This window comes from Tenacibaculum sp. TB-53, from assembly GCF_059716285.2.
The window spans coordinates 1,158,642-1,179,313 of the sequence record NZ_CM202790.1; the positions used below are offsets into that span (position 1 = coordinate 1,158,642).

Consider the following 20,672-nt stretch of genomic DNA (forward strand, 5'->3'; position numbering starts at 1 on the left):
CTATCCTTTTTAAAAATATCTAGGAGATTTCGTTCTATATGACTTAGGAAATAACTCAAACATTAATAATATTTCATGTGTACCATTTGAGTATTGATTAATGTCTGATAATGGATGCTCGTACGCGTAACCTATTCGGAACTGACGAGAAACTTGAAAATCTACTAAAGCCCCTAAAGCTCCTGTGTTTTCATTGATTCTATAAGAACCTCCTAACCAAAATTTTTCATTGAATAAGAAGTTTGCTGTTATGTCATATGATACTGGTGCTCCATTCGTTGCTTTAATTAACGTCGCTGGCTTAAACTTTACATTATCACTCAAATCAAAAACATATCCTCCTGTTAAATAATAACTTACTCTGTCTATAATTCCGTAATTAATTCCATTAACAACCAAATCATTATGATCTATATTTAATAATCTTGGAGCTGAAAACCCCACATACCATTTATTTGTATGTAATAATAAACCGCTCCCAAAATTAGGTTCCCATCTATTTTGAATCCCTGAAATTCCTGGATCTGATCCTTCAGTTGCTATTAAGGCATCATCTATATTGTATTGAGTAAATCCTGCTTTAAGTCCAAAGGCTAATTTTATATCCTCATTAAGCTGAATCGTATATGAGAAATCTCCATATAAATAGGTGAAATTTTCATAGCCTAATTGATCATTTATAAATGATAATCCTAATCCTATTTTATCATTTCTAAGTGGAGTGTGAATAGATAGGGTTTGTGTTTCTGGTGCTCTATCTAATCCTGCCCACTGACTTCTATGCAGTCCAACAATACTCAGTACTTCTCTACTTCCTGCATATGCAGGGTTGATAGAAATTGTATTATACATATATTGAGTAAACTGTGGTAGCTGTTGTGATTGAACTGTTAAAACTGTTGCAAAAAACAGTACAATAGTTGCTTTTAATAGCTTGTAATTTTGGTTCATAGCTATAATATTATTTAGTTCCTAAGTAAATTGCTCCTGTAAATGGTTTTAACCCACTATTTTCTAATATTACAATGTAGTAATATGTACCGGCCGGTAATCTTTCTGCTGATCCAAACGTTGCTCCATCTGAAGTTCCGTTCCAATTATTTACATAATTTTTAGATTCAAAAACTCTAGCTCCCCAACGGTTAAATATTTTTACATTGGCTATAAATCCACAGGATTCAGCTCCTGTAACTTCGAAAAACTCATTCCATGAATCTCCATTAGGAGTTACTGCTTTTGAAATTACCACATCTTCTTGCCCACATGGTAATACTAAACAGTCATCGTTTATATTAATCGTAACTTCTGTTACTGTTAAACAACTACTATTTGATGATGTATATGTAAACACATAATCTCCTAAACTTACCCCTGACGGATCAAAACTTCCATCATTAGATATTGTAACGCTTCCTTGAGTCACTTCCCAAGTTCCGTTTTCACTTTGATTTGCCAAATAATCATTTAAGTTAATTTCGCCATCGTCAATACACCTTGAATCCGCTATTTCTGTTACAGATGTTTTTACAGTTACTGTAATATACTGTATAAAGTCTGCTACATTTCCACAGTCATCTGTAACTGTCCATGTTCTTGTAATTGTATAATCGCTATCACTTCCATCAAACGTACTTGTTTCCTCAAAGTCAGTTTGTGTTACATTTGAAGAACAATTGTCTGTAAATTCTAAAGTTGGAACATCAGGAACAGTATCACATTCTACTATAATGTCTTCTAATGTTGATACCAATTGTGGTGCTTCATTATCTTCAATAGTTATTACTTGAGTATGAGAAGCTTCATTACCCGCACAATCTTCTACTGCCCATGTTCTTGTAACTGTATACTCTGATGCACATATATTGTCTTGTCCTGAAAATTCTTCTGAGTAATTCACAGTTACAGAAATATCACAATTATCGGTTGCTGTTAAAATTACTACAGTTGGAATTGTATCACAACTTACTGTTACATCTGCTGGTAATTCCTCTACAAATTCGGGTGCTTGTGTATCTTCAACAGTTACTACTTGAGTATGCGAAGTTTCATTACCCGCACAATCTTCTACTGTCCATGTTCTTGTAACTGTATATTCTGATGCACATGCATCATCTTGTCCTGAAAATTCTTCTGAGTAATTCACAGTTACAGAAGCATCACAGTTATCTGTTGCGGTTAATACCGCTGCTGCTGGAATTGTATCACAACTTACTGTTGCATCTGCTGGTAATTCCTCTACAAACTCTGGAGCCGTAGTATCTTCAACTGTTACTACTTGAGTGTGTGATGTACTATTACCTGCACAATCTTGAACTGCCCAAGTTCTTGTAATCGTATATTCTGATGCACATATATCGTCTTGTCCTGAAAATTCTTCTGAGTAATTCACAGTTACAGAAGTATCACAGTTATCTGTTGCGGTTAATACCGCTGCTGCTGGAATTGTATCACAACTTACTGTTGCATCTGCTGGTAATTCCTCTACAAATTCGGGTGCTACTGTGTCTTCTACTGCGATTACTTGGATATGAGTAGTCGTGTTTCCTGAACAATCTGATACTGTCCATTTTCTTGTAATCAAATATTCTGATCCACAAGCATCGTCATCTCCACTGGTTACTTCACTTGGAATTACTGTCACAGAAACATCACAGTTATCGGTTGCTGTTAAGGTTTCCATTACTGGAATATTATCACAACTTACTGTAATTTCTGCCGCTGGTAAAGTCTCTACAAATTCTGGCGCTACTGTATCTTCTACAGTAATTACCTGAATGTGGGTAGTCGTGTTTCCTGAACAATCTGATACTGTCCATTTTCTTGTAATCAAATATTCTGATCCACAAGCATCATCATCTCCACTGGTTACTTCGCTTGGAATTACCGTTACTGATGCATCACAATTATCTGTCGCTGTTAAAGTTTCCATCACTGGAATGTTATCACAACTTACAGTGATTTCTGCCGCTGGTAAAGTCTCTACAAATTCTGGTGCTACTGTATCTTCTACAGTAATTACCTGAATATGTGTTGTTGTGTTTCCTGAACAATCTGATACGGTCCACTTTCTTGTAATCAAGTATTCTGATCCACAAGCATCGTCATCTCCACTGGTTACTTCACTTGGAATTACTGTCACAGAAGCATCACAATTATCGGTCGCTGTTAAGGTTTCCATTGCTGGAATGTTATCACAACTTACCGTAATTTCTGCCGCTGGTAAAGTCTCTACAAACTCTGGCGCTGTAGTATCTTCTACTGTAATTACCTGAATATGTGTTGTTGTGTTTCCTGAACAATCTGATACGGTCCACTTTCTTGTAATCAAGTATTCTGATCCACAAGCATCGTCATCTCCACTGGTTACTTCACTTGGAATTACTGTCACAGAAGCATCACAATTATCGGTTGCTGTTAAGGTTTCCATTACTGGAATGTTATCACAACTTACGGTGATTTCTGCCGCTGGTAAAGTCTCTACAAATTCTGGTGCTACTGTGTCTTCTATAGTGAACTTAGCTGAAGTTGTATTTACAGTGTTTCCACAAGCATCTTTTGCTGTAAAAACCACCTCTACTTCTCCTGTAAAACTACAGGTGTATGTTAAAGCTGTATAATTATTACTCCATGTTACAATACTACAATCATCTGTCGCTGTCGCTCCTCCATTAGTTGCTAACCAATTATTTAAATCTGTTATGTTTCCTGCTCCATCACACTCTACAGTTTTATCTGATGGCTGCTGAGTTATTGTGGGTGCTGTTTCATCTTTAATTAAATATCCTGCTGTTGTAGTACTAAAGTTTCCACAAGCATCTGTTGCTGTAAAAGTTACTGTGATATAACTTCCATCACATTTTACAGAGGTATCATTCCCATAATTATTGGTCCATGTTACAGTACTACAGTTATCGGTTGCTGTAGCTCCTGCATTACTATTCAACCAATCTTGTAACGTAGTTTCTGTATCTCCTACTCCACATTCTATGTCTATATTATTTTTGTTTGTTTCGTCTATAATTGGTGCAGTATTGTCTTTAACTGTTATTGTTTGAACTTTTTCAGTTGTATTCCCGCAGTTATCAGTAAGACTCCATGTACGAGTAACTATTACTTCTCCTTCACAGGTTCCTGCCGATTCTACATCACTATAACTAGCGTCTAAAGTTGTATCACAATTGTCCGATTCATTGGTAACATCTCCAGTGATTCCAATACTAGCATCATAAGTACAATTATCATCTTTGTAAATTGTAATATCTACTGGTACTGTAAAATCTGGTTTGGTAATATCCGTTACCGTGATGGTTTGGGTATGACTTACGGTGTTACCACAATTATCGGTTGATTCCCATTGACGTACGATTTCTCCACAGCCGTCTACTACCGTATTGCTTACTTCGGTAAAGATTACATCTACTACACTATCACAATTATCGGTTGCAGTGATGGTTGGTACTGCTGGTATAGCTTCACAGTCGACACTTACATCGGCTGGTGTTGCTGATAATACGGGTGCTGTAGTATCGGTTACTGTAATGGTTTGTGTATGACTTACCGTGTTGCCACAGTTGTCGGTTGATTCCCACTGACGTACAATTTCTCCACAACCGTCTACTACCGTATTGCTTACCTCAGTAAAGACTACATCTACTACGCTATGGCAGTTATCGGTTGCGGTAATGGTTGGTACTGCTGGTATAGCTTCACAGTCCACACTTACATCGGCTGGTGTTGCTGATAATACAGGCACAGTGGTATCGGTTACCGTGATGGTTTGTGTATGACTTACCGTGTTGCCACATTTGTCGGTTGATTCCCATTGACGTACAATCTCTCCACAGCCATCTACTACTGTATTGTTTACTTCGGTAAAGATTACATCTACTACACTATCACAATTATCGGTTGCGGTAATAGTTGGTACTACTGGTATGGCTTCACAGTCGACACTTACATCAGCAGGTTCTGCTGATAATACAGGCGCAGTGGTATCGGTTACTGTAATGGTTTGGGTATGACTTACCGTGTTACCACAGTTGTCGGTTGATTCCCATTGGCGTACAATCTCTCCACAGCCGTCTACTACTGTATTGCTTACTTCGGTAAAGACTACGTCTACTACGCTATCGCAATTATCGGTTGCAGTGATAGTTGGTACTAATGGTATGGCTTCACAGTCGACACTTACATCGGCTGGTGTTGCTGATAATACAGGCGCAGTGGTATCGGTTACCGTGATGGTTTGTGTATGACTTACCGTGTTGCCACAATTGTCGGTTGATTCCCATTGACGTACAATTTCTCCACAGCCGTCTACTACCGTATTGCTTACCTCAGTAAAGACTACATCTACTACGCTATGGCAGTTATCGGTTGCGGTAATGGTTGGTACTGCTGGTATAGCTTCACAGTCCACACTTACATCGGCTGGTGTTGCTGATAATACAGGCGCAGTGGTATCGGTTACCGTGATGGTTTGTGTATGACTTACCGTGTTGCCACATTTGTCGGTTGATTCCCATTGACGTACAATCTCTCCACAGCCATCTACTACTGTATTGTTTACTTCGGTAAAGATTACATCTACTACACTATCACAATTATCGGTTGCGGTAATAGTTGGTACTACTGGTATGGCTTCACAGTTGACACTTACATTGGCTGGTGTTGCTGATAATACAGGTGCTGTAGTATCGGTTACTGTGATGGTTTGTGTATGACTTACGGTGTTACCACAGTTGTCGGTTGATTCCCATTGACGTACAATCTCTCCACAGCCGTCTACTACTGTATTGCTTACTTCGGTAAAGACTACGTCTACTACGCTATCGCAATTATCGGTTGCAGTGATAGTTGGTACTGATGGTATGGCTTCACAGTCGACACTTACATCGGCTGGTGTTGCTGATAATACAGGCGCAGTGGTATCGGTTACCGTGATGGTTTGTGTATGACTTACCGTGTTGCCACAATTGTCGGTTGATTCCCATTGACGTACAATCTCTCCACAGCCGTCTACTACTGTATTGCTTACTTCTGTGAATACTACATCTACTACGCTATCGCAGTTATCGGTTGCAGTGATAGTTGGTACTGATGGTATGGCTTCACAGTCGACACTTACATCGGCTGGTGTTGCTGATAATACAGGTGCTGTAGTATCGGTTACTGTGATGGTTTGTGTATGACTTACCGTGTTGCTACAGTTGTCGGTTGATTCCCATTGACGTACAATCTCTCCACAGCCGTCTACTACTGTATTGCTTACTTCAGTGAAAATTACATCTACTACGCTATCACAGTTATCGGTTGCGGTAATGATTGGTACTGCTGGTATGGCTTCACAGTCGACACTTACATCAGCTGGTGTTTCTGATAGTACGGGTGCTGAAGTATCAGTTACCGTAATGGTTTGGGTAAATTGTCCACTTGTTCTTCCACAACTATCTGTAAATGTCCAAATATTAGTATATGTTCCTATAACAGGACAATTAGTTGTTGAAGCCTCAAAACTTCCAGGTATTTTGGTTATTGTTAAATCACAACTTGCTTCTGGGGTAAGTAATTGCGCTGTAGCTAGGGCAACACTATCTTCACAAGACACTGTTCTATCTAATGAATCAACTGTAGTTGTCCAATTAGCCTCGTCAGGTTGGTTAATACTTATCTCATTAGGTAAATTATCTCCTATGCCACAAGAATCAACTGATTTAGAACTTAAAGTTGTTTGTGTACTATTATTTTCTTCTCCTGCATAAGTTGCTATTAATTGCATTTGAAATTTATCGGAACACATTTCTTCTAGAAAATAACACTGTTCTTTTACTTTCACCTGAAAACTTAAACTATATGGTGTATCTCCAACATCTGTAATTCCATCAATAGCATCAAAGGTTAATAATCTAGTTGTTGTATTATAGCTATAAGTAACCCCAAAAGGTAACCCTATTATTGGTTCTATTAAATCTACTTCTTGAGGTATTGTTGTTTCTATTGTTAAGTCTTTTACATTGTCATTACCATTGTTTTCTATATTGACTGAAAAACTAACAGTGTCTTCTACACTACTAGTATTTGTTGAGCTTGATAATATTAATGGGGCTAAATCTGGTTTCCAAACATCTACAGACAATCCTATTAAAAAGAGTCCGTATGTTTCTTGGTTTGATGTTAATCTTATTGTCGCAGAAGTTTGATTGTTAGCTATTATACTATTTCCTGGATTACTAAGAGCAAATACATCTGCATCAAATCCTAAAGTATTAGTACTAGCTGGATTTCTATCTATAAAGTTACTTCCATTTTTAGCTATTCTACTATTAAAAAAATTACTTGAACTCCTTAAACTATATGATAAATCTACCCAATTGTTACTAGTATTTTTTATTTGCAACCTGTCTCCTGATAAATCTCTATCTCCTTCTAAGGCACCTATTACTACATCTACATCTACATCTCCTGTTGGTACTGTTTGAAAACCACTAAATCCAATTTCAAAATTATTAACACTACTTGTAACATGTGCGTAACCATCAAAAAGCGATATATTTTTTGCTGGTAAAGTAGGGCTTTCATATACAAATACTATTTGCCAACCTCCAGAAGTTCCTGTATTTCCTCCACCATGTGAAGTCAAACTTCCTTCCTTTGCCCTAACATTAGCTACTTGATAAGTTCCATAGGGTGTTGCCAAAGCTTTTACTTCACTTGTGATATCCTTAAAACAAATGTATGGATCATTAACAAAGTGACCTATCTCGTCTCTTCCTCTATAAATAACATCATCAGCAGTTATAGTTGTATAACCTAAACTTCCTGGTAATTGCAATTTTACTTTATTATAATCCCAATTGGGTTCATCTGAAGAATTGTCTTCCTCTTTATCAGCTGCTGCCCAGTATAAATATGCTTTCTTTATACTTAAACAACTAACTGTTGGCTCTGGGTTAGATAAGTTTGCGCTACTTGAATTGAATGTACTTGCATCACTATCTATATCAACAAAAACGTTATTACTAAAGTCATGGTTTCCGTCGCTTCCTATATAGCTCGTTGTTTTATTTCTTGATAAAACATTATTTGCTATTAATGTTACATTTCCTTTAACTGCTTCTGAAAATCTAGGTTGGAATCCTTTTTTTATTTGGGCTTCTAATTTTCCGCCAGCAACGAGAAAAACCACTATAAAAAATAAAGTAAAACTAGTAATTTTTTTCATGTCCTCTAAGTTTTTCTAATAACAACAATCTTATGCTAATCGTCTAATTGTCATTACTCTGATTTGGTATATATGTTTTTATATTAATCTTGCTAGAGGGAGCTTTTTTCTGTAATGACACTTGCTCTTGAAGGTCATTTACCAGGAGTTCTATACAATTCCAACTTCCTAATTTGATATTGTATGGTTTAGTTATTTTTAAATAAAGTATTTTACTTCTTTTAGATAGTACTTTTAATGCTTTTATAAGAGGTTTCTTTTTTTCATCTAATAATGAATACTCTAATATCGTTTCTATTTTTTCTTGATTTTTGCACGGTACATTGTTTATGGAAAAACGATATTCTTTTTCTACTATGCTATTATTGCTAATCTTTAGTTTATGCACATGCACTCTTTCATAATCTGGTTTATCACTATAGGAAACTACCGATAACTCTGTTAAATTTTGTGAACAAAGACTTAAACCGCTACCTAAAAAGAATAAATACAGTAGTTTTTGAATAATATTTTTTCTCATATTATTTGTTTTTATAATTATTATACTACATATACAAGCAATAAAAGTTGTATATCTAACTTTAAAAGTGGGGGTAACTGTAATTTTGGGGGCAGGGTAATTAAGAGGTACGCATTTCAGAGTATTATATAAGTATAACACATAAAGAATGTACAATAAGATTTTTCGAGGAAGCCAATACTAAATGGAATAGTATTATTTTTGAGGGATTAACGTTTTTTAAGTTCTAAAAAACAGTTATACCAAAAGTAGCATTTATTTTCAGGTTTAAAAAATGAAAAGTTAAAAAAGGGGTTTTTCCCCATACTTGTTTAGTAAAAATATGTTGTTGATATTTTATAATACTTCATACTAAATTAGGTAATTTTGCGATATGATACAAAACGATACAATTATTGCTTTAGCAACACCAGCAGGGGTTGGTGCTATTGCTATTATTAGACTTTCTGGAGAAAATTCTATAAAAATTGTGGATTCATTTTTCTCTTCTGTAAAGAAAAATAAATCATTATTAAATCAAAAATCTCATACCTTACATTTAGGTCATATTGTGAATAATGGAGTTGTTATTGATCAAGTTTTAGTATCTATTTTTAAAAATCCGCACTCATATACAGGTGAAGATGTAGTAGAAATTTCGTGTCATGGTTCTAGTTTTATTCAACAAGAAATCATTCAACTTTTCTTACAAAATGGTTGTAGAATGGCTGATAACGGTGAGTTTACAATGCGTGCCTTTTTAAATGGTAAAATGGATTTATCGCAAGCGGAAGCTGTGGCTGATGTGATTGCTTCAAACTCTGCTGCTTCTCATCAAATGGCAATTCAGCAAATGCGTGGAGGAATTACCAATGAACTAAAAGAATTAAGAGGACAACTACTTGATTTTGCTGCTTTAATTGAGTTAGAACTCGATTTTTCTGGTGAAGACGTAGAGTTTGCTGATAGAACCAAGTTTAAAGAATTAGTAGCTAAAATATCGGCAGTTTTAAAACGTTTAATAGATTCTTTTGCCTTTGGGAATGCTATGAAAAATGGAATACCTGTAGCTATTATTGGTGAACCAAATGTTGGAAAGTCTACTCTATTAAATGCTTTGCTTAATGAAGAAAAGGCTATCGTATCTGATATTGCTGGTACAACTCGTGATGCTATTGAAGATGAATTAATTATTGATGGTGTTGTTTTTCGTTTTATCGATACCGCTGGAATTAGAGAAACTGAAGATGTTGTTGAAAACATCGGTATCAAAAAAGCATATGAAAAAGCAGAAAACGCACAATTAATTATATTTTTAATTGACTCCAATAAGTATATACATTCTAAAGACTTATTCTTAGAGGAAATTGAGACTATAAAGCAACGTTTTCCTAACAAACGTTTATTGGTAATCGCCAATAAAATAGACACCTTGTCATGCCACGATTCATCTATTTTACAATCAGAAATTGAAAATTTAATTTTACTTTCTGCAAAACAAAATATTGGAGTTGACGAGTTAAAACAAGAACTTATTTCATTAGTCAATACTGGAGCTTTGAGTAATAATGAAACAATTGTTACTAACTCTCGTCATTTTGAAGCGTTGACTTTAGCTTTGGAAAGTATCAATTCTGTTAAAAATGGTATTGAGTTAGATATTTCTTCTGATTTATTTGCCATAGATATTCGTGAGTGCTTACGTCATTTAGGAAATATTACTGGTGAATATGATGTAGATAAGGATATTTTAGGTCACATTTTCGGAAACTTCTGTATTGGGAAGTAACTACACTTCCTTTACTTAGCTAAACCCTTCTCTTACTGATGGTTAATAGGTTATAACTTCTCTTTCTTGTTGCTAATTTGCCCTTTTTTGCGTATCTTTCGTTTCTAATTTGTTGTTATAGAAACAAGTTTTGTTGCTAACAACAAGTTTGCTGTTACAGAAACAACTGCAAAACTTTTTGAGATATGAAGGTTACACTAAGAAAACGCAATCAAGGTGGTAAGACCAGTTTATACTTGGATTACTATCACAAAGGGAAACGTAAAACAGAGTATTTAAAACTCTATTTAGAACCGAACCCTAAAACTAAAGATGAAAGAGAGGTTAATAAGAAAACGCTACAATTGGCTGAAACGATTAGAGCACAGCGACAAATCGAAATCCAAAACGGAGTTTATGGCTTCCGTGATAACGAAAAACTAAAAGGCAGTTTTACCAACTACATACAGCTTCTCACAAATAAGAGAAAAGATAGCTCTGGTAATTACGGTAATTGGGATAGTATGCTAAAGCATCTTAAAAAACACATCCCTAATGATATTACTTTTGCAGAGGTAGATAGAAACTTTGTTCAAGGTTTTAAAGATTACCTTGATACTGAAGCTAAAAAATCAAGCAAACTACCTCTATCTCAAAACTCAAAGTATTCATACTTCAACAAATTAAGAGCTGCATTAAAACAAGCAGTTAAAGATGGTATTCTACCATCCAATCCTTCTGAGGGTGTAGAAACCTTTAAACAAGGAGAACCACAACGAGAGTTCTTAACCCTTGAAGAATTACAAGCAGCAGTAAAAGCAGAATGTGAAGTGCCACAAATCAAAACAGCCTTTATATTTTCTTGTCTTACAGGTTTGCGTTGGTCTGATATAAATAAGTTGCTTTGGTCAGAAGTTCAACACTCAAACGAAATGGGCTACTACATTCGTTTCAGACAGAAAAAAACCAAAGGAGCAGAAACCCTTCCTATTTCAGAACAAGCAGTTGGTTTACTTGGAGAGCGTCAGGACAAAGACGAAAGAGTTTTTAAAGGATTACGTTACTCAGCTTGGAACAATGTAAAATTACAGCAATGGATGATGAGAGCAGGAATATCTAAAACAATAACCTTTCATTGTGCAAGACATACCTACGCAACATTACAACTTTCAGCAGGAACAGACATCTATACAGTTTCAAAATTACTTGGTCATAGAGAATTAAAAACTACACAGATTTACGCTAAGGTAATTGACCAACAAAAGAAAGAAGCAGCTAACCGAATTAAACTCGATTTATGAGCAAACAAAACAACACTTTAGATAAAATTCTTGATTTTGAGTTACGCCCTTGGCTTCCTCAAAATAGTATAGATGATGTATTTGCTTCCAAATTCAGAAGTATAAAAGAATACACACCTCAACAACCTTTGCAGTTTCAAATAGATTTTCACAGACCATTTAACAATAAAACCAAATACTATTCAAGGCTTATTCTGAATACCGTTAAATCTGATTTCGATACAATATACCAAACCATTGATGAAGATAGAAACGAGAACCTAATCCGCTACTATCTTAACGACACCCTTAACAAGCGATTAAAATCACGCTTAAAAGACCTTGGAGAACTTTTAAAGAAAAAGGATTATGCACTTGCGTACATAAACCCTAAAAACACCTCTTATCAATTAGACCAAACTCATAAAGCAAACACCTATATTATGCAGTTGCTCAAACTTGGCTATATGCAGCTATATTTAGAAATTCAGGAGGCTTTTAAAGATTGGGTTGATGATGTTTTTATTGTGGAGGACTTCTACTCCCAATTATTAAATGAACCTATTCCCGAACAGCTTCACATTAAAAAACTACAAGTTATTGATGTTGTTCCAGAACCAATTAGGAAACCCAAACCAAAAATTAAGAATAGTCCTATTCAGTTCAATTCATTCACTTACAAACAGTACAATACAAATCCCGATAAACTCGGTGATTTATGGGATAGTTTAAAACTCAACAATTTTATAAGTGCTGATACACCTTTAGCTACGTTCAAAAAGATTTTCTCAGGTACAAAAATCAATACACCTATAACTTGGACAGGAAATATCAGTGAGCTTTTTTACTTCGTAAAACGCATTCACAAAGGTTTACAACTGGTAGAAGATTTAAAACAAAAGCAATGGCAAGTAACTTGCATTTGCTTTGTAGATGAAAACAAAGAACCGTTCAACCGTTCAAAATTCAGGTCATTAAAACGCCCAAATCTTACAGGTGACAAAATCGATAATGCCGTAAACCTATTAAAATAGGTTACTCTGCACTTTACACTTCCTATTCTTTTTCAGTTTTTATTTAGCCCTTATTCTAATCCGATAAGGGTTTTTGCTTTTGTTTTCCCACTCTGCACTCTGCACTCTACACTGCTCCTTGTTTCTGCACCCATAACAACCTTAAAGTCAATCTACTTTAGCACTGTATTCGGACATCGAATATGACTTTAGGCCTAAAGTCTTTTATAAATTTTCAAAACCATAATACAATGGAAGAGATATTAAAAAGACTTGAAATTATCGAGAAACACGTATTAGACCAAAATCTAATACTAAAGAATGTACTCAACTTCAATGAAGCTTGTAAGTACCTAGAATTATCACAATCGCATTTGTACAAACTAACAAGTGCAGGAAACATTCCACACTACAAACCTAACGGTAAGAAACTCTATTTCAACCGTGCAGAATTAGACCAGTGGCTATTGAGAAACCGTAACGCCTCTAATGAAGAGATAGAGCAACAAGCAGCAGATTATCTAATTAAAAAAGGGAGAGTAAAGCTATGACTGAAATAATCGATTTACTGGAGGCACTCTCTCAAGAAGTGAGAGACTTAAAAACACGTATTGAATTGCTAAATGCAACAAAGGTTGAATACCTAAAAAAGGCGTGGGTAGACAATCAGGATGTAATGCAGATGCTACACATTAGCCCTCGTACCCTGCAAACATACCGTTCTAATGGTACAATTCCTTACAGTAAGGTAAACGGTAAGTTTTACTACAAGGTAGCCGATATTGAAGAGCTTTTACAGGCTAACTATTACAACCCAAACTTCAAGTGTGATGGACGTAAATAGAGAAGCCATATTAAGCAAAACACATTACGGCCTAAATATTTATGCCTTTGTGTTACGACAGTACTATCCGGGCGACACAGTTCTTTCCCTTTCGGGAAGGGACTGTAAACCCACTAAAAACCCATTTAATGCAGGCAAGCCTACATTATGGGTTAAGATAATAGATAATTGTGCGGTGCATACAGATAGTGAAAAAGCTATTGCAGAGGGCAATGTATTTGATTTTGCAGCACTTCATTTTAAACTCTCTGGTCAGGAATTATTGGATAAGCTGAATGAAGAATTGCATTTGCGTATAGGTCAGAAAAACGGATTTTATAATCAAGAGGAAGAATTTACCACTGAACCTCAAGAAGAAATCTCTAAACCAATACCGCCAGTATTCAGCTATTACAAAAAGCCTGTTACCAATGTAGTACCCACAAAGGAGATAACCTTGATAGAGGTTTACAACCTCATCCAAGGCAACGAATTTGCTTCGTGTACAAGTACACTTCGCAATATTCAAGACGTTAAGGAAGCCCGAAAATACAAGGCGTTTAATTTCAATTATGTCACCTTTTCTGGTGCGTTTTCAAAACGAAATGACAAACACCTCAAAAAGCATTCAGGGTTGCTTACGATTGACTTTGACCACATCAGTGATATTTCTACACTGAAAGAAGAACTACTCAAAGATGAATACTTTGAAACGGAGCTTCTATTTACATCACCTTCTGGTGATGGTTTAAAATGGATTATTCCTATTGAGTTAACCAAGGTTAAGCATCAAGATTATTTCAAGGCGGTTGCCAATTACATCCAACACACATACAGTTTGGAAGTAGATGGTTCGGGTAAAGACATTTCAAGAGCTTGTTTTTTACCTCACGACCCCAATGTATTTATCAATCCAAAATATTTATAGAAAATGGAAAAGAAAACATTTAATCCGTTGGAATGGATGGATAATTCAAACCAACAACAGCAACATACAGAACAGAACTACCAGCCAATTACAGACGATAATTCAGAAGTTGAGAAAGTCATTCAAAACATAGAAGCAAATCATATTGATATTGCACCTAATTACAATGATTGGATTAACATAGGCTTTGCCTTTGCTGATGAATTTGGGGAATCAGGTAGAAGTCTATTTCATAGAGTAAGCCAATATTATTCAGGTTACAACTCTAAGGAATGTGATAAACAATTCGACAATTGCCTAAAGTCAAAGGGTCAAGGCGTTTCTTTGAAAACCTTCTTCTTTCTTGCTAAACAAGCAGGTGTTTCTATTGTAACACAATCTTTTGATGATTATAAGGCGAACAATAGCAGTTACAATTCATCAAGGAATACACCAGAACAGGACCATCAGGAAAAAGAAACGATAAAGGAAATGATGCCAACATTCCCGAAATCCTTATATCCTGAGCTTCCCGAATACCTACAGCAAGTAATTGCAGTAGCCACTTCAGATGAAGAACGAGATATTTTACTATTGGGCTCATTGGCAGCTATTAGTGCTTGTTTTCCTAAACTGTTCGGCATCTATGATGGGAAGAAAGTGTTTAGCAATCTCTTTCTATTCATAACCGCACAAGCATCCGCAGGAAAAGGACGTTTGGTGCATTGTCGCCAGTTGGTAAATCCTATTCACAAAGAATTACGTGAAGAAGCCAAATTGCATAAACAACACTATGAATTAGATTTAGCAGAGTACAACGCTAACAAAGGCAAAGTTGAAGGTGTAGAAAAACCAGCGAAACCACCTGAAAAAATGCTCTTTATTCCTGCAAATAACAGTTCTACAGGTGCATATCAATTATTGGGTGATAGTGATGGCAAAGGCTTAATTTTTGAAACTGAGGGTGATACTTTGGCACACGCCTTTAAAAGTGATTACGGAAATTATAGTGATGGTTTCAGAAAAGCATTCCACCACGAAACTATATCCTACTATCGCAGAACCGACCGTGAGTTTGTAGATATAGAAAGTCCTTGTCTTTCAACCGTCCTTTCAGGAACGCCAAAACAAGTTTCGGCACTCATACCAAATGCAGAAAACGGCTTGTTCAGCCGCTTTATTTTCTACTTTATGAATGTAAAGCCTGTTTGGAAAAACGTATTTGCAAGTACTACAGATAACGGTTTAGATGATTACTTTGAAAACTTAGGCAATCAGTTCTACGAACTGTATAAGTTACTCAAAAGCAATGGTGATTTTCAGTTTCACTTAACCGCAGACCAACAAGAGCAATTCAATCAGTTTTTTAGCGAGATACAAGTAAAATACCTCAATCTTCAAGGGTTAGACTATATGGCTACCATTAGAAGGTTAGGTTTAATTGCCTTCCGTTTCTGTATGCTTTTTTCAGCATTGAGAGTTTTAGAGACTGGAGATACTTCAAATAAGCTCATTTGTGAGGAAAGAGATTTTCAAACGTCATTAGTTATGATTAAAGTATTGGTAAAACATTCCAGTAAGGTGTTTAGTGAACTGCCACAAGAAGAAAGCAAACCAAGTCGATTGAACCGTAAGGAAAAATTCTTGTACGCCTTACCAAGAAACTTCAACCGACAGAAATATTTGGAAGTAGCCAAGAATCTAAACATTCCTGCAAAAACAGCGGAAGGCTATATCACCAGTTTTGTAAAATCGAACCTCATTCATCGTGAACAACAAGACAGGTATATAAACCTCTCTATTGAGGAAAACAAGGATGCTGAGGATGCTAAGGATTTATAATCCTTGGCTTCCTCTATTTCCTTAAAATCCTTAAAACATAGACTATCACAGAGAGCAGCTATTCTGTTTAAAATCTGTTTACTATTTCTCACATTTCTTTCCTATTATTTGCTCTTTTCTTCCTATATTGGACAAGATTTGACAAGTCAAAAAAATAAAAGGTGTAAAAAATCCAATTAGCCTTTTGAAACCAATGGTTTTGAGGGTAAATATTTTGAATTTGACCATCAAATAATTGATAGACATAAGCAAATGAAATTAGGTAATCGCATTAAGGAGCTAAGAGAAAGTCAAGGTTTATTACAACGGCAACTCTCAGCACAGTTAGAAATTGACACACCTATGTTTAGCAAGATTGAACGTGGTGAACGTAGAGCGAAACGAGAACAGGTGTTGAAGATTGCAGAAATACTAAAAGTAAAAGCAGATGACCTATTAGCACTTTGGCTTACAGACCAACTGTTAGAGGTGCTTATAGATGAAGAACAGGCTTTGCAAGCCTTAAAAATGGCAGAAAAAGACATTAAGACGAATAAAAATTAAGAAACAGCTTTATATGGCTAAAAAGAAGAGCGAAAAGACAAAAAACATTGAAGAAACCCTTTGGCAGTCTTGTGATAAATTAAGAGGCTCTGTTGAGCCCTCAGAATACAAACACGTAGTATTAGGGTTGATTTTTCTGAAATTTACCAGTGATAAATTTGAACAACGAAGACAGGAACTCATTGCTGAGGGTAAGGAGAAGTATGTGGAAATGAAAGATTTCTACAATATGAAGAATGTGTTTTTCTTAGAAGAGATTTCCCGTTGGTCCTACATCAGCAAAAATGCAAAGCAAGACGATATTGCTATTAAAATTGATACTGCATTGCATACTATTGAAAAAAACAATCCTTCTTTAAAAGGAGCTTTGCCCGACAACTATTTCTCTCGCTTAGGTTTAGATAAATCTAAATTAGGGTCATTACTCGATAAAATAAATGAAATAGACACACTTCAAAATGAAGGTCAGGATATTGTAGGGAGAGTGTACGAATATTTCCTTTCAAAATTTGCTCTAAAAGAAGGAAAAGGAAAGGGAGAATTTTACACCCCAAAAAGTATCGTAAATCTAATCGCAGAACTAATTGAACCCTACAAAGGCATTATCTATGACCCTGCTTGCGGTTCTGGCGGAATGTTTGTGCAGTCTATCAAATTTATAGAAAATCATCACGGTAATAAGAAAGAGGTCTCTATATACGGTCAAGAATATACCAACACTACGTATAAATTAGCTAAGATGAACTTAGCCATTAGGGGTATTTCTGCAAACTTGGGAGATAAAGCAGCCGACACCTTTGCTCAAGACCAACACAAAGATTTAAAAGCCGATTTCATTATGGCAAACCCACCATTCAATCAAAAAGATTGGAGAGGTGCAGATGAATTAATAGACGACCCACGCTGGAAAGGCTATGATGTACCACCAAAAAGCAATGCTAACTATGGTTGGATTTTGAATATGGTGAGCAAGCTGTCTGAAAATGGTGTAGCAGGATTTATTCTGGCTAATGGTGCATTATCTGGTACAGGAGAAGAATACAAAATCCGTAGAAAATTAGTAGAGAATGGTTTGGTTGAAGCTATTGTCATTTTACCTCAAAGAATGTTTTATACAACACCAATTAGTGTATCACTCTGGATTTTAAATAAAAATAAAACAGAACGTACATTAAAATTACCTGATTTAACCCGAAACTTGAGAGAACGTAAAGATGAAATTCTGTTTTTGGATTTACGTGAAATCGGAGAACCTTTTGAGAAAAAATTCATCCAATTTTCAGCCAAACAAATCAACAATATAGCAGAGACTTATCATAAATGGCAAGAAAAGGAATCAGGTTACGAAAATATTCCTGAATACTGCTATTCTGCTTCAATTGAAGAAATTGAAAAAAAGGATTTCTCGTTAGTTCCAAGTAAATACATTGAGTTTAAAAACAAAGACGAAGAAGTAGATTTTGATACAAAAATGACATCTATATCCAATGATTTATCTGATGTTATGAAAAAACAAGAAGACTCGAAAAAAGAACTTTTAAAAGTCTTTAAAAACTTAGGTTATGAAATTGGGATATAGAAAATTAGGTGATTTTATACAACAGGTCAATAATCGAAATTCCGATTTATCAGTTACCAATTTAATTGGTGTCACACTTGATAAGTGCTTTATTCCGTCTGTAGCTAATACGGTTGGTGCAGATATGTCAAAGTATAAAGTAGTTAATAAAGGTCAATTTGCTTGTAAGTTGATGAGTGTCGGGAGAGATAAAAAGCTACCAGTATCTTATTACACCAAAGACTTTCCTTCTATTGTTTCATCTGCCTATTATGTTTTTGAAATAATAGATAATAATGAATTATTAGACGATTACTTAATGATGTGGTTTCGCAGACCTGAAACCGATAGATATTTAGGTTTTATTAGTGGTGGTGATGTTAGAGGAAGTATTTCTTGGGATGATTTATGTACTATCGAAATTAAAGTTCCTGATAAACAGACACAGCAAGAAATTGTAAAAGAATATAACACCGTTACCAACCGCATAAAACTCAACGAACAACTCAACCATAAACTGGAAGAAACTGCACAAGCCTTGTATAAGCATTGGTTTGTGGATTTTGAATTTCCAAATGAAGAAGGTAAGCCTTATAAATCGTCTGGTGGAGAGATGGTTTATAATGATGAGTTGGATAAGGAGATTCCAATAGGATGGGATGTTAAAAAGATTAGTGACTATACATTAAAAATGAAAAGTGGAAGCACACCAAATCGTAGCACTAATGAATTCTGGTCTTCAAATGACCACCCTTGGATTAAAACTGGAGAGCTTAAAAACAGCGTGCTTATTAATTCTGAAGAACATATTTCTGACTTAGCCTTAAAAAATTGCCCTGTAACTCTTTTACCAATTAATACAGTTTTAGTAGCAATGTATGGTCAAGGTGATACAAAGGGACAAGTAGGCTACTTAAAAATACCCGCTACTACGAATCAAGCTTGTTGTGCGATGATTTGTAATGACGAATTTCAGGCAACATTTTTATACTATCATTTAAGAGTGAATAGAGATGAAATAGTAAGTGTGGCAATCGGTGGAGCACAGCCAAATTTGAGTAAGGAGATTATAGAAAATATAAATTTAGTCGTACCAAAAGATTCAGTAATGTCAAAACATCCTTTTGTTAAAATTATGAAACATCGTGAGAACTTGACAATAGAAAATAAAGCACTTACTGAATTTAGAATAATGCTTTTAAGCAAAATGAGTATGATAGAACAAGTAGCACTGTAAAATGAAAAAAGAAGAAAACCATACAACACTCTATATCATAGGTAATGGGTTCGATTTACACCATAGCTTAGACACCTGGTACACTTCATTTGGCTTGTTTCTACAAAAACAGCATAGTGATATTTATGAGGTATTTATGGAGTACTATGGTTTTGGCGATTTAGATGAAGACGATGAAGAAAGTTTAAAAGACCCTATGTGGTGGGAGTTTGAGGCTTCTTTAGCTCAAATGGATGGGGATTTACTATTAGAAAACCACGCAGAACACACCCCAAACTATGGTAGTGATGATTATAGAGATAGAGACCTTTATGATATTCAAATCTACATTCAAAACATTGTTGAGAAGGCTACATTAAAAATGCGACAAGCATTTGAAGAATTTATCAATAATGTAGAATATCCCGAATTGTCAACAGACCAGTTAGCAAACATTAATACAGATGCACTTTTTCTAACCTTCAATTATACACATACATTAGAGCGTTATTATGGTGTAAATCGTGATAGTATAGAGTACATACACAACAAAGCTGGTGAAGGCAACGACTTAATCTTAGGTCACGGCATAGACCCTGCTGAATTTGAAAAGCAAGAAGAACAACCACCCGAAGATCCTGAAGAAAGAGAATATTGGGAAGAGTGGATGGCAGACCAATACGACTATTCTATTGAAAGAGGAAAAGATGAAGTACGTGGCTACTTTAAAGAATCCTTTAAACCAACAGAAGACGTTATAGCCCAAAAACACTCGTTTTTTAAAAAGCTCAATCATATAGAAACAGTGTATGTTTTAGGTCATTCTTTAGCTGAGGTAGATATGCCTTATTTCAGTAAATTAAGGCAATACCTAAATGGTAATGAAGATTGGGTAGTGTCCTATTACCGTGAATCAGAACGAGCCAATAGAAAAGCATTAGTACAATCCTTAGGTGTGGCAGAAGAAAAAATACACCTAAAAACCATAAGTGAATTATAAGT

14 protein-coding genes are annotated in these 20,672 nt (G+C 35.4%); 11 read left to right on the plus strand and 3 right to left on the minus strand.

The features are described 5' to 3' along the window. Positions 1-9: 9 nt before the first annotated feature. The 3 genes from AC3VJB_RS05250 to AC3VJB_RS05260 are packed head-to-tail and all read right to left on the minus strand — an operon-like array spanning position 10 to position 8,741. Positions 10-951 carry a PorP/SprF family type IX secretion system membrane protein gene (locus tag AC3VJB_RS05250; RefSeq protein ID WP_159616748.1) on the minus strand — a complete coding sequence of 314 codons (942 nt, stop codon included), beginning with the start codon at positions 949-951 and terminating at the stop codon, positions 10-12. A 10-nt stretch (positions 952-961) separates the two neighbouring features. After that, a complete protein-coding gene (locus AC3VJB_RS05255; protein WP_497666850.1) occupies positions 962-8,221 on the minus strand; it encodes a T9SS type B sorting domain-containing protein in 7,260 nt (2,419 codons plus the stop codon). 43 nt (positions 8,222-8,264) lie between these two features. Continuing rightward, positions 8,265-8,741: a hypothetical protein gene (locus AC3VJB_RS05260; RefSeq protein WP_073183544.1), complete on the minus strand. Its 477-nt coding sequence runs from the start codon at positions 8,739-8,741 to the stop codon at positions 8,265-8,267. Between the two features lie 373 nt (positions 8,742-9,114). Here AC3VJB_RS05260 and mnmE point away from each other — a divergent pair, with 373 nt between their 5' ends. The 11 genes from mnmE to AC3VJB_RS05315 all read left to right on the plus strand — a co-directional run bounded on the left by mnmE (position 9,115) and on the right by AC3VJB_RS05315 (position 20,670). Next, positions 9,115-10,509, plus strand: a complete 1,395-nt coding sequence (gene mnmE, locus AC3VJB_RS05265) for a tRNA uridine-5-carboxymethylaminomethyl(34) synthesis GTPase MnmE (protein WP_159491230.1) — start codon at positions 9,115-9,117, stop codon at positions 10,507-10,509. Positions 10,510-10,694: 185 nt separating this feature from the next. After that, positions 10,695-11,789 (plus strand): phage integrase SAM-like domain-containing protein, encoded by a 1,095-nt coding sequence (locus tag AC3VJB_RS05270; RefSeq protein WP_497666851.1) that lies wholly within the window; start codon positions 10,695-10,697, stop codon positions 11,787-11,789. Continuing rightward, complete coding sequence (locus AC3VJB_RS05275) at positions 11,786-12,802, plus strand: DUF6617 family protein (RefSeq protein WP_497666852.1); 1,017 nt, start codon at positions 11,786-11,788, stop codon at positions 12,800-12,802. The genes AC3VJB_RS05270 and AC3VJB_RS05275 overlap by 4 nt, the downstream gene beginning before the upstream one ends. Positions 12,803-13,032: 230 nt before the next feature. Continuing rightward, positions 13,033-13,332 carry a helix-turn-helix domain-containing protein gene (locus AC3VJB_RS05280; RefSeq protein WP_497666853.1) on the plus strand — a complete coding sequence of 100 codons (300 nt, stop codon included), beginning with the start codon at positions 13,033-13,035 and terminating at the stop codon, positions 13,330-13,332. After that, complete coding sequence (locus tag AC3VJB_RS05285) at positions 13,329-13,625, plus strand: helix-turn-helix domain-containing protein (protein WP_497666854.1); 297 nt, start codon at positions 13,329-13,331, stop codon at positions 13,623-13,625. Before AC3VJB_RS05280 ends, AC3VJB_RS05285 begins: the two co-directional genes overlap by 4 nt. A gap of 175 nt (positions 13,626-13,800) precedes the next feature. Beyond that, positions 13,801-14,532: a BT4734/BF3469 family protein gene (locus AC3VJB_RS05290; protein ID WP_497666855.1), complete on the plus strand. Its 732-nt coding sequence runs from the start codon at positions 13,801-13,803 to the stop codon at positions 14,530-14,532. Between the two features lie 3 nt (positions 14,533-14,535). After that, positions 14,536-16,353, plus strand: a complete 1,818-nt coding sequence (locus AC3VJB_RS05295; RefSeq protein ID WP_497666856.1) for a DUF3987 domain-containing protein — start codon at positions 14,536-14,538, stop codon at positions 16,351-16,353. A 252-nt stretch (positions 16,354-16,605) separates the two neighbouring features. Beyond that, a complete protein-coding gene (locus tag AC3VJB_RS05300) occupies positions 16,606-16,896 on the plus strand; it encodes a helix-turn-helix domain-containing protein (RefSeq protein ID WP_497666857.1) in 291 nt (96 codons plus the stop codon). Between the two features lie 13 nt (positions 16,897-16,909). Continuing rightward, complete coding sequence (locus AC3VJB_RS05305) at positions 16,910-18,475, plus strand: type I restriction-modification system subunit M (protein ID WP_497666858.1); 1,566 nt, start codon at positions 16,910-16,912, stop codon at positions 18,473-18,475. Between the two features lie 124 nt (positions 18,476-18,599). Next, complete coding sequence (locus tag AC3VJB_RS05310) at positions 18,600-19,691, plus strand: restriction endonuclease subunit S (protein ID WP_497666859.1); 1,092 nt, start codon at positions 18,600-18,602, stop codon at positions 19,689-19,691. 1 nt (position 19,692) lies between these two features. Beyond that, the gene (locus tag AC3VJB_RS05315) at positions 19,693-20,670 is read left to right on the plus strand and encodes a bacteriophage abortive infection AbiH family protein (RefSeq protein WP_497666860.1); all 978 of its coding nucleotides are present in this window, start codon (positions 19,693-19,695) and stop codon (positions 20,668-20,670) included. Positions 20,671-20,672 lie beyond the last annotated feature (2 nt).

Excerpts from the sequence above, each read along its gene's own strand:
- AC3VJB_RS05275 (WP_497666852.1), top strand. The coding sequence starts at position 11,786 with ATGAGCAAACAAAACAACACTTTAGATAAAATTCTTGATTTTGAGTTA.
- mnmE (WP_159491230.1), top strand. The coding sequence starts at position 9,115 with ATGATACAAAACGATACAATTATTGCTTTAGCAACACCAGCAGGGGTT.
- AC3VJB_RS05280 (WP_497666853.1), top strand. The coding sequence starts at position 13,033 with ATGGAAGAGATATTAAAAAGACTTGAAATTATCGAGAAACACGTATTA.
- AC3VJB_RS05305 (WP_497666858.1), top strand. The coding sequence starts at position 16,910 with ATGGCTAAAAAGAAGAGCGAAAAGACAAAAAACATTGAAGAAACCCTT.
- AC3VJB_RS05255 (WP_497666850.1), bottom strand. The coding sequence starts at position 8,221 with ATGAAAAAAATTACTAGTTTTACTTTATTTTTTATAGTGGTTTTTCTC.
- AC3VJB_RS05315 (WP_497666860.1), top strand. The coding sequence starts at position 19,693 with ATGAAAAAAGAAGAAAACCATACAACACTCTATATCATAGGTAATGGG.
- AC3VJB_RS05250 (WP_159616748.1), bottom strand. The coding sequence starts at position 951 with ATGAACCAAAATTACAAGCTATTAAAAGCAACTATTGTACTGTTTTTT.
- AC3VJB_RS05310 (WP_497666859.1), top strand. The coding sequence starts at position 18,600 with ATGTCAAAGTATAAAGTAGTTAATAAAGGTCAATTTGCTTGTAAGTTG.
- AC3VJB_RS05270 (WP_497666851.1), top strand. The coding sequence starts at position 10,695 with ATGAAGGTTACACTAAGAAAACGCAATCAAGGTGGTAAGACCAGTTTA.
- AC3VJB_RS05285 (WP_497666854.1), top strand. The coding sequence starts at position 13,329 with ATGACTGAAATAATCGATTTACTGGAGGCACTCTCTCAAGAAGTGAGA.
- AC3VJB_RS05300 (WP_497666857.1), top strand. The coding sequence starts at position 16,606 with ATGAAATTAGGTAATCGCATTAAGGAGCTAAGAGAAAGTCAAGGTTTA.
- AC3VJB_RS05295 (WP_497666856.1), top strand. The coding sequence starts at position 14,536 with ATGGAAAAGAAAACATTTAATCCGTTGGAATGGATGGATAATTCAAAC.
- AC3VJB_RS05260 (WP_073183544.1), bottom strand. The coding sequence starts at position 8,741 with ATGAGAAAAAATATTATTCAAAAACTACTGTATTTATTCTTTTTAGGT.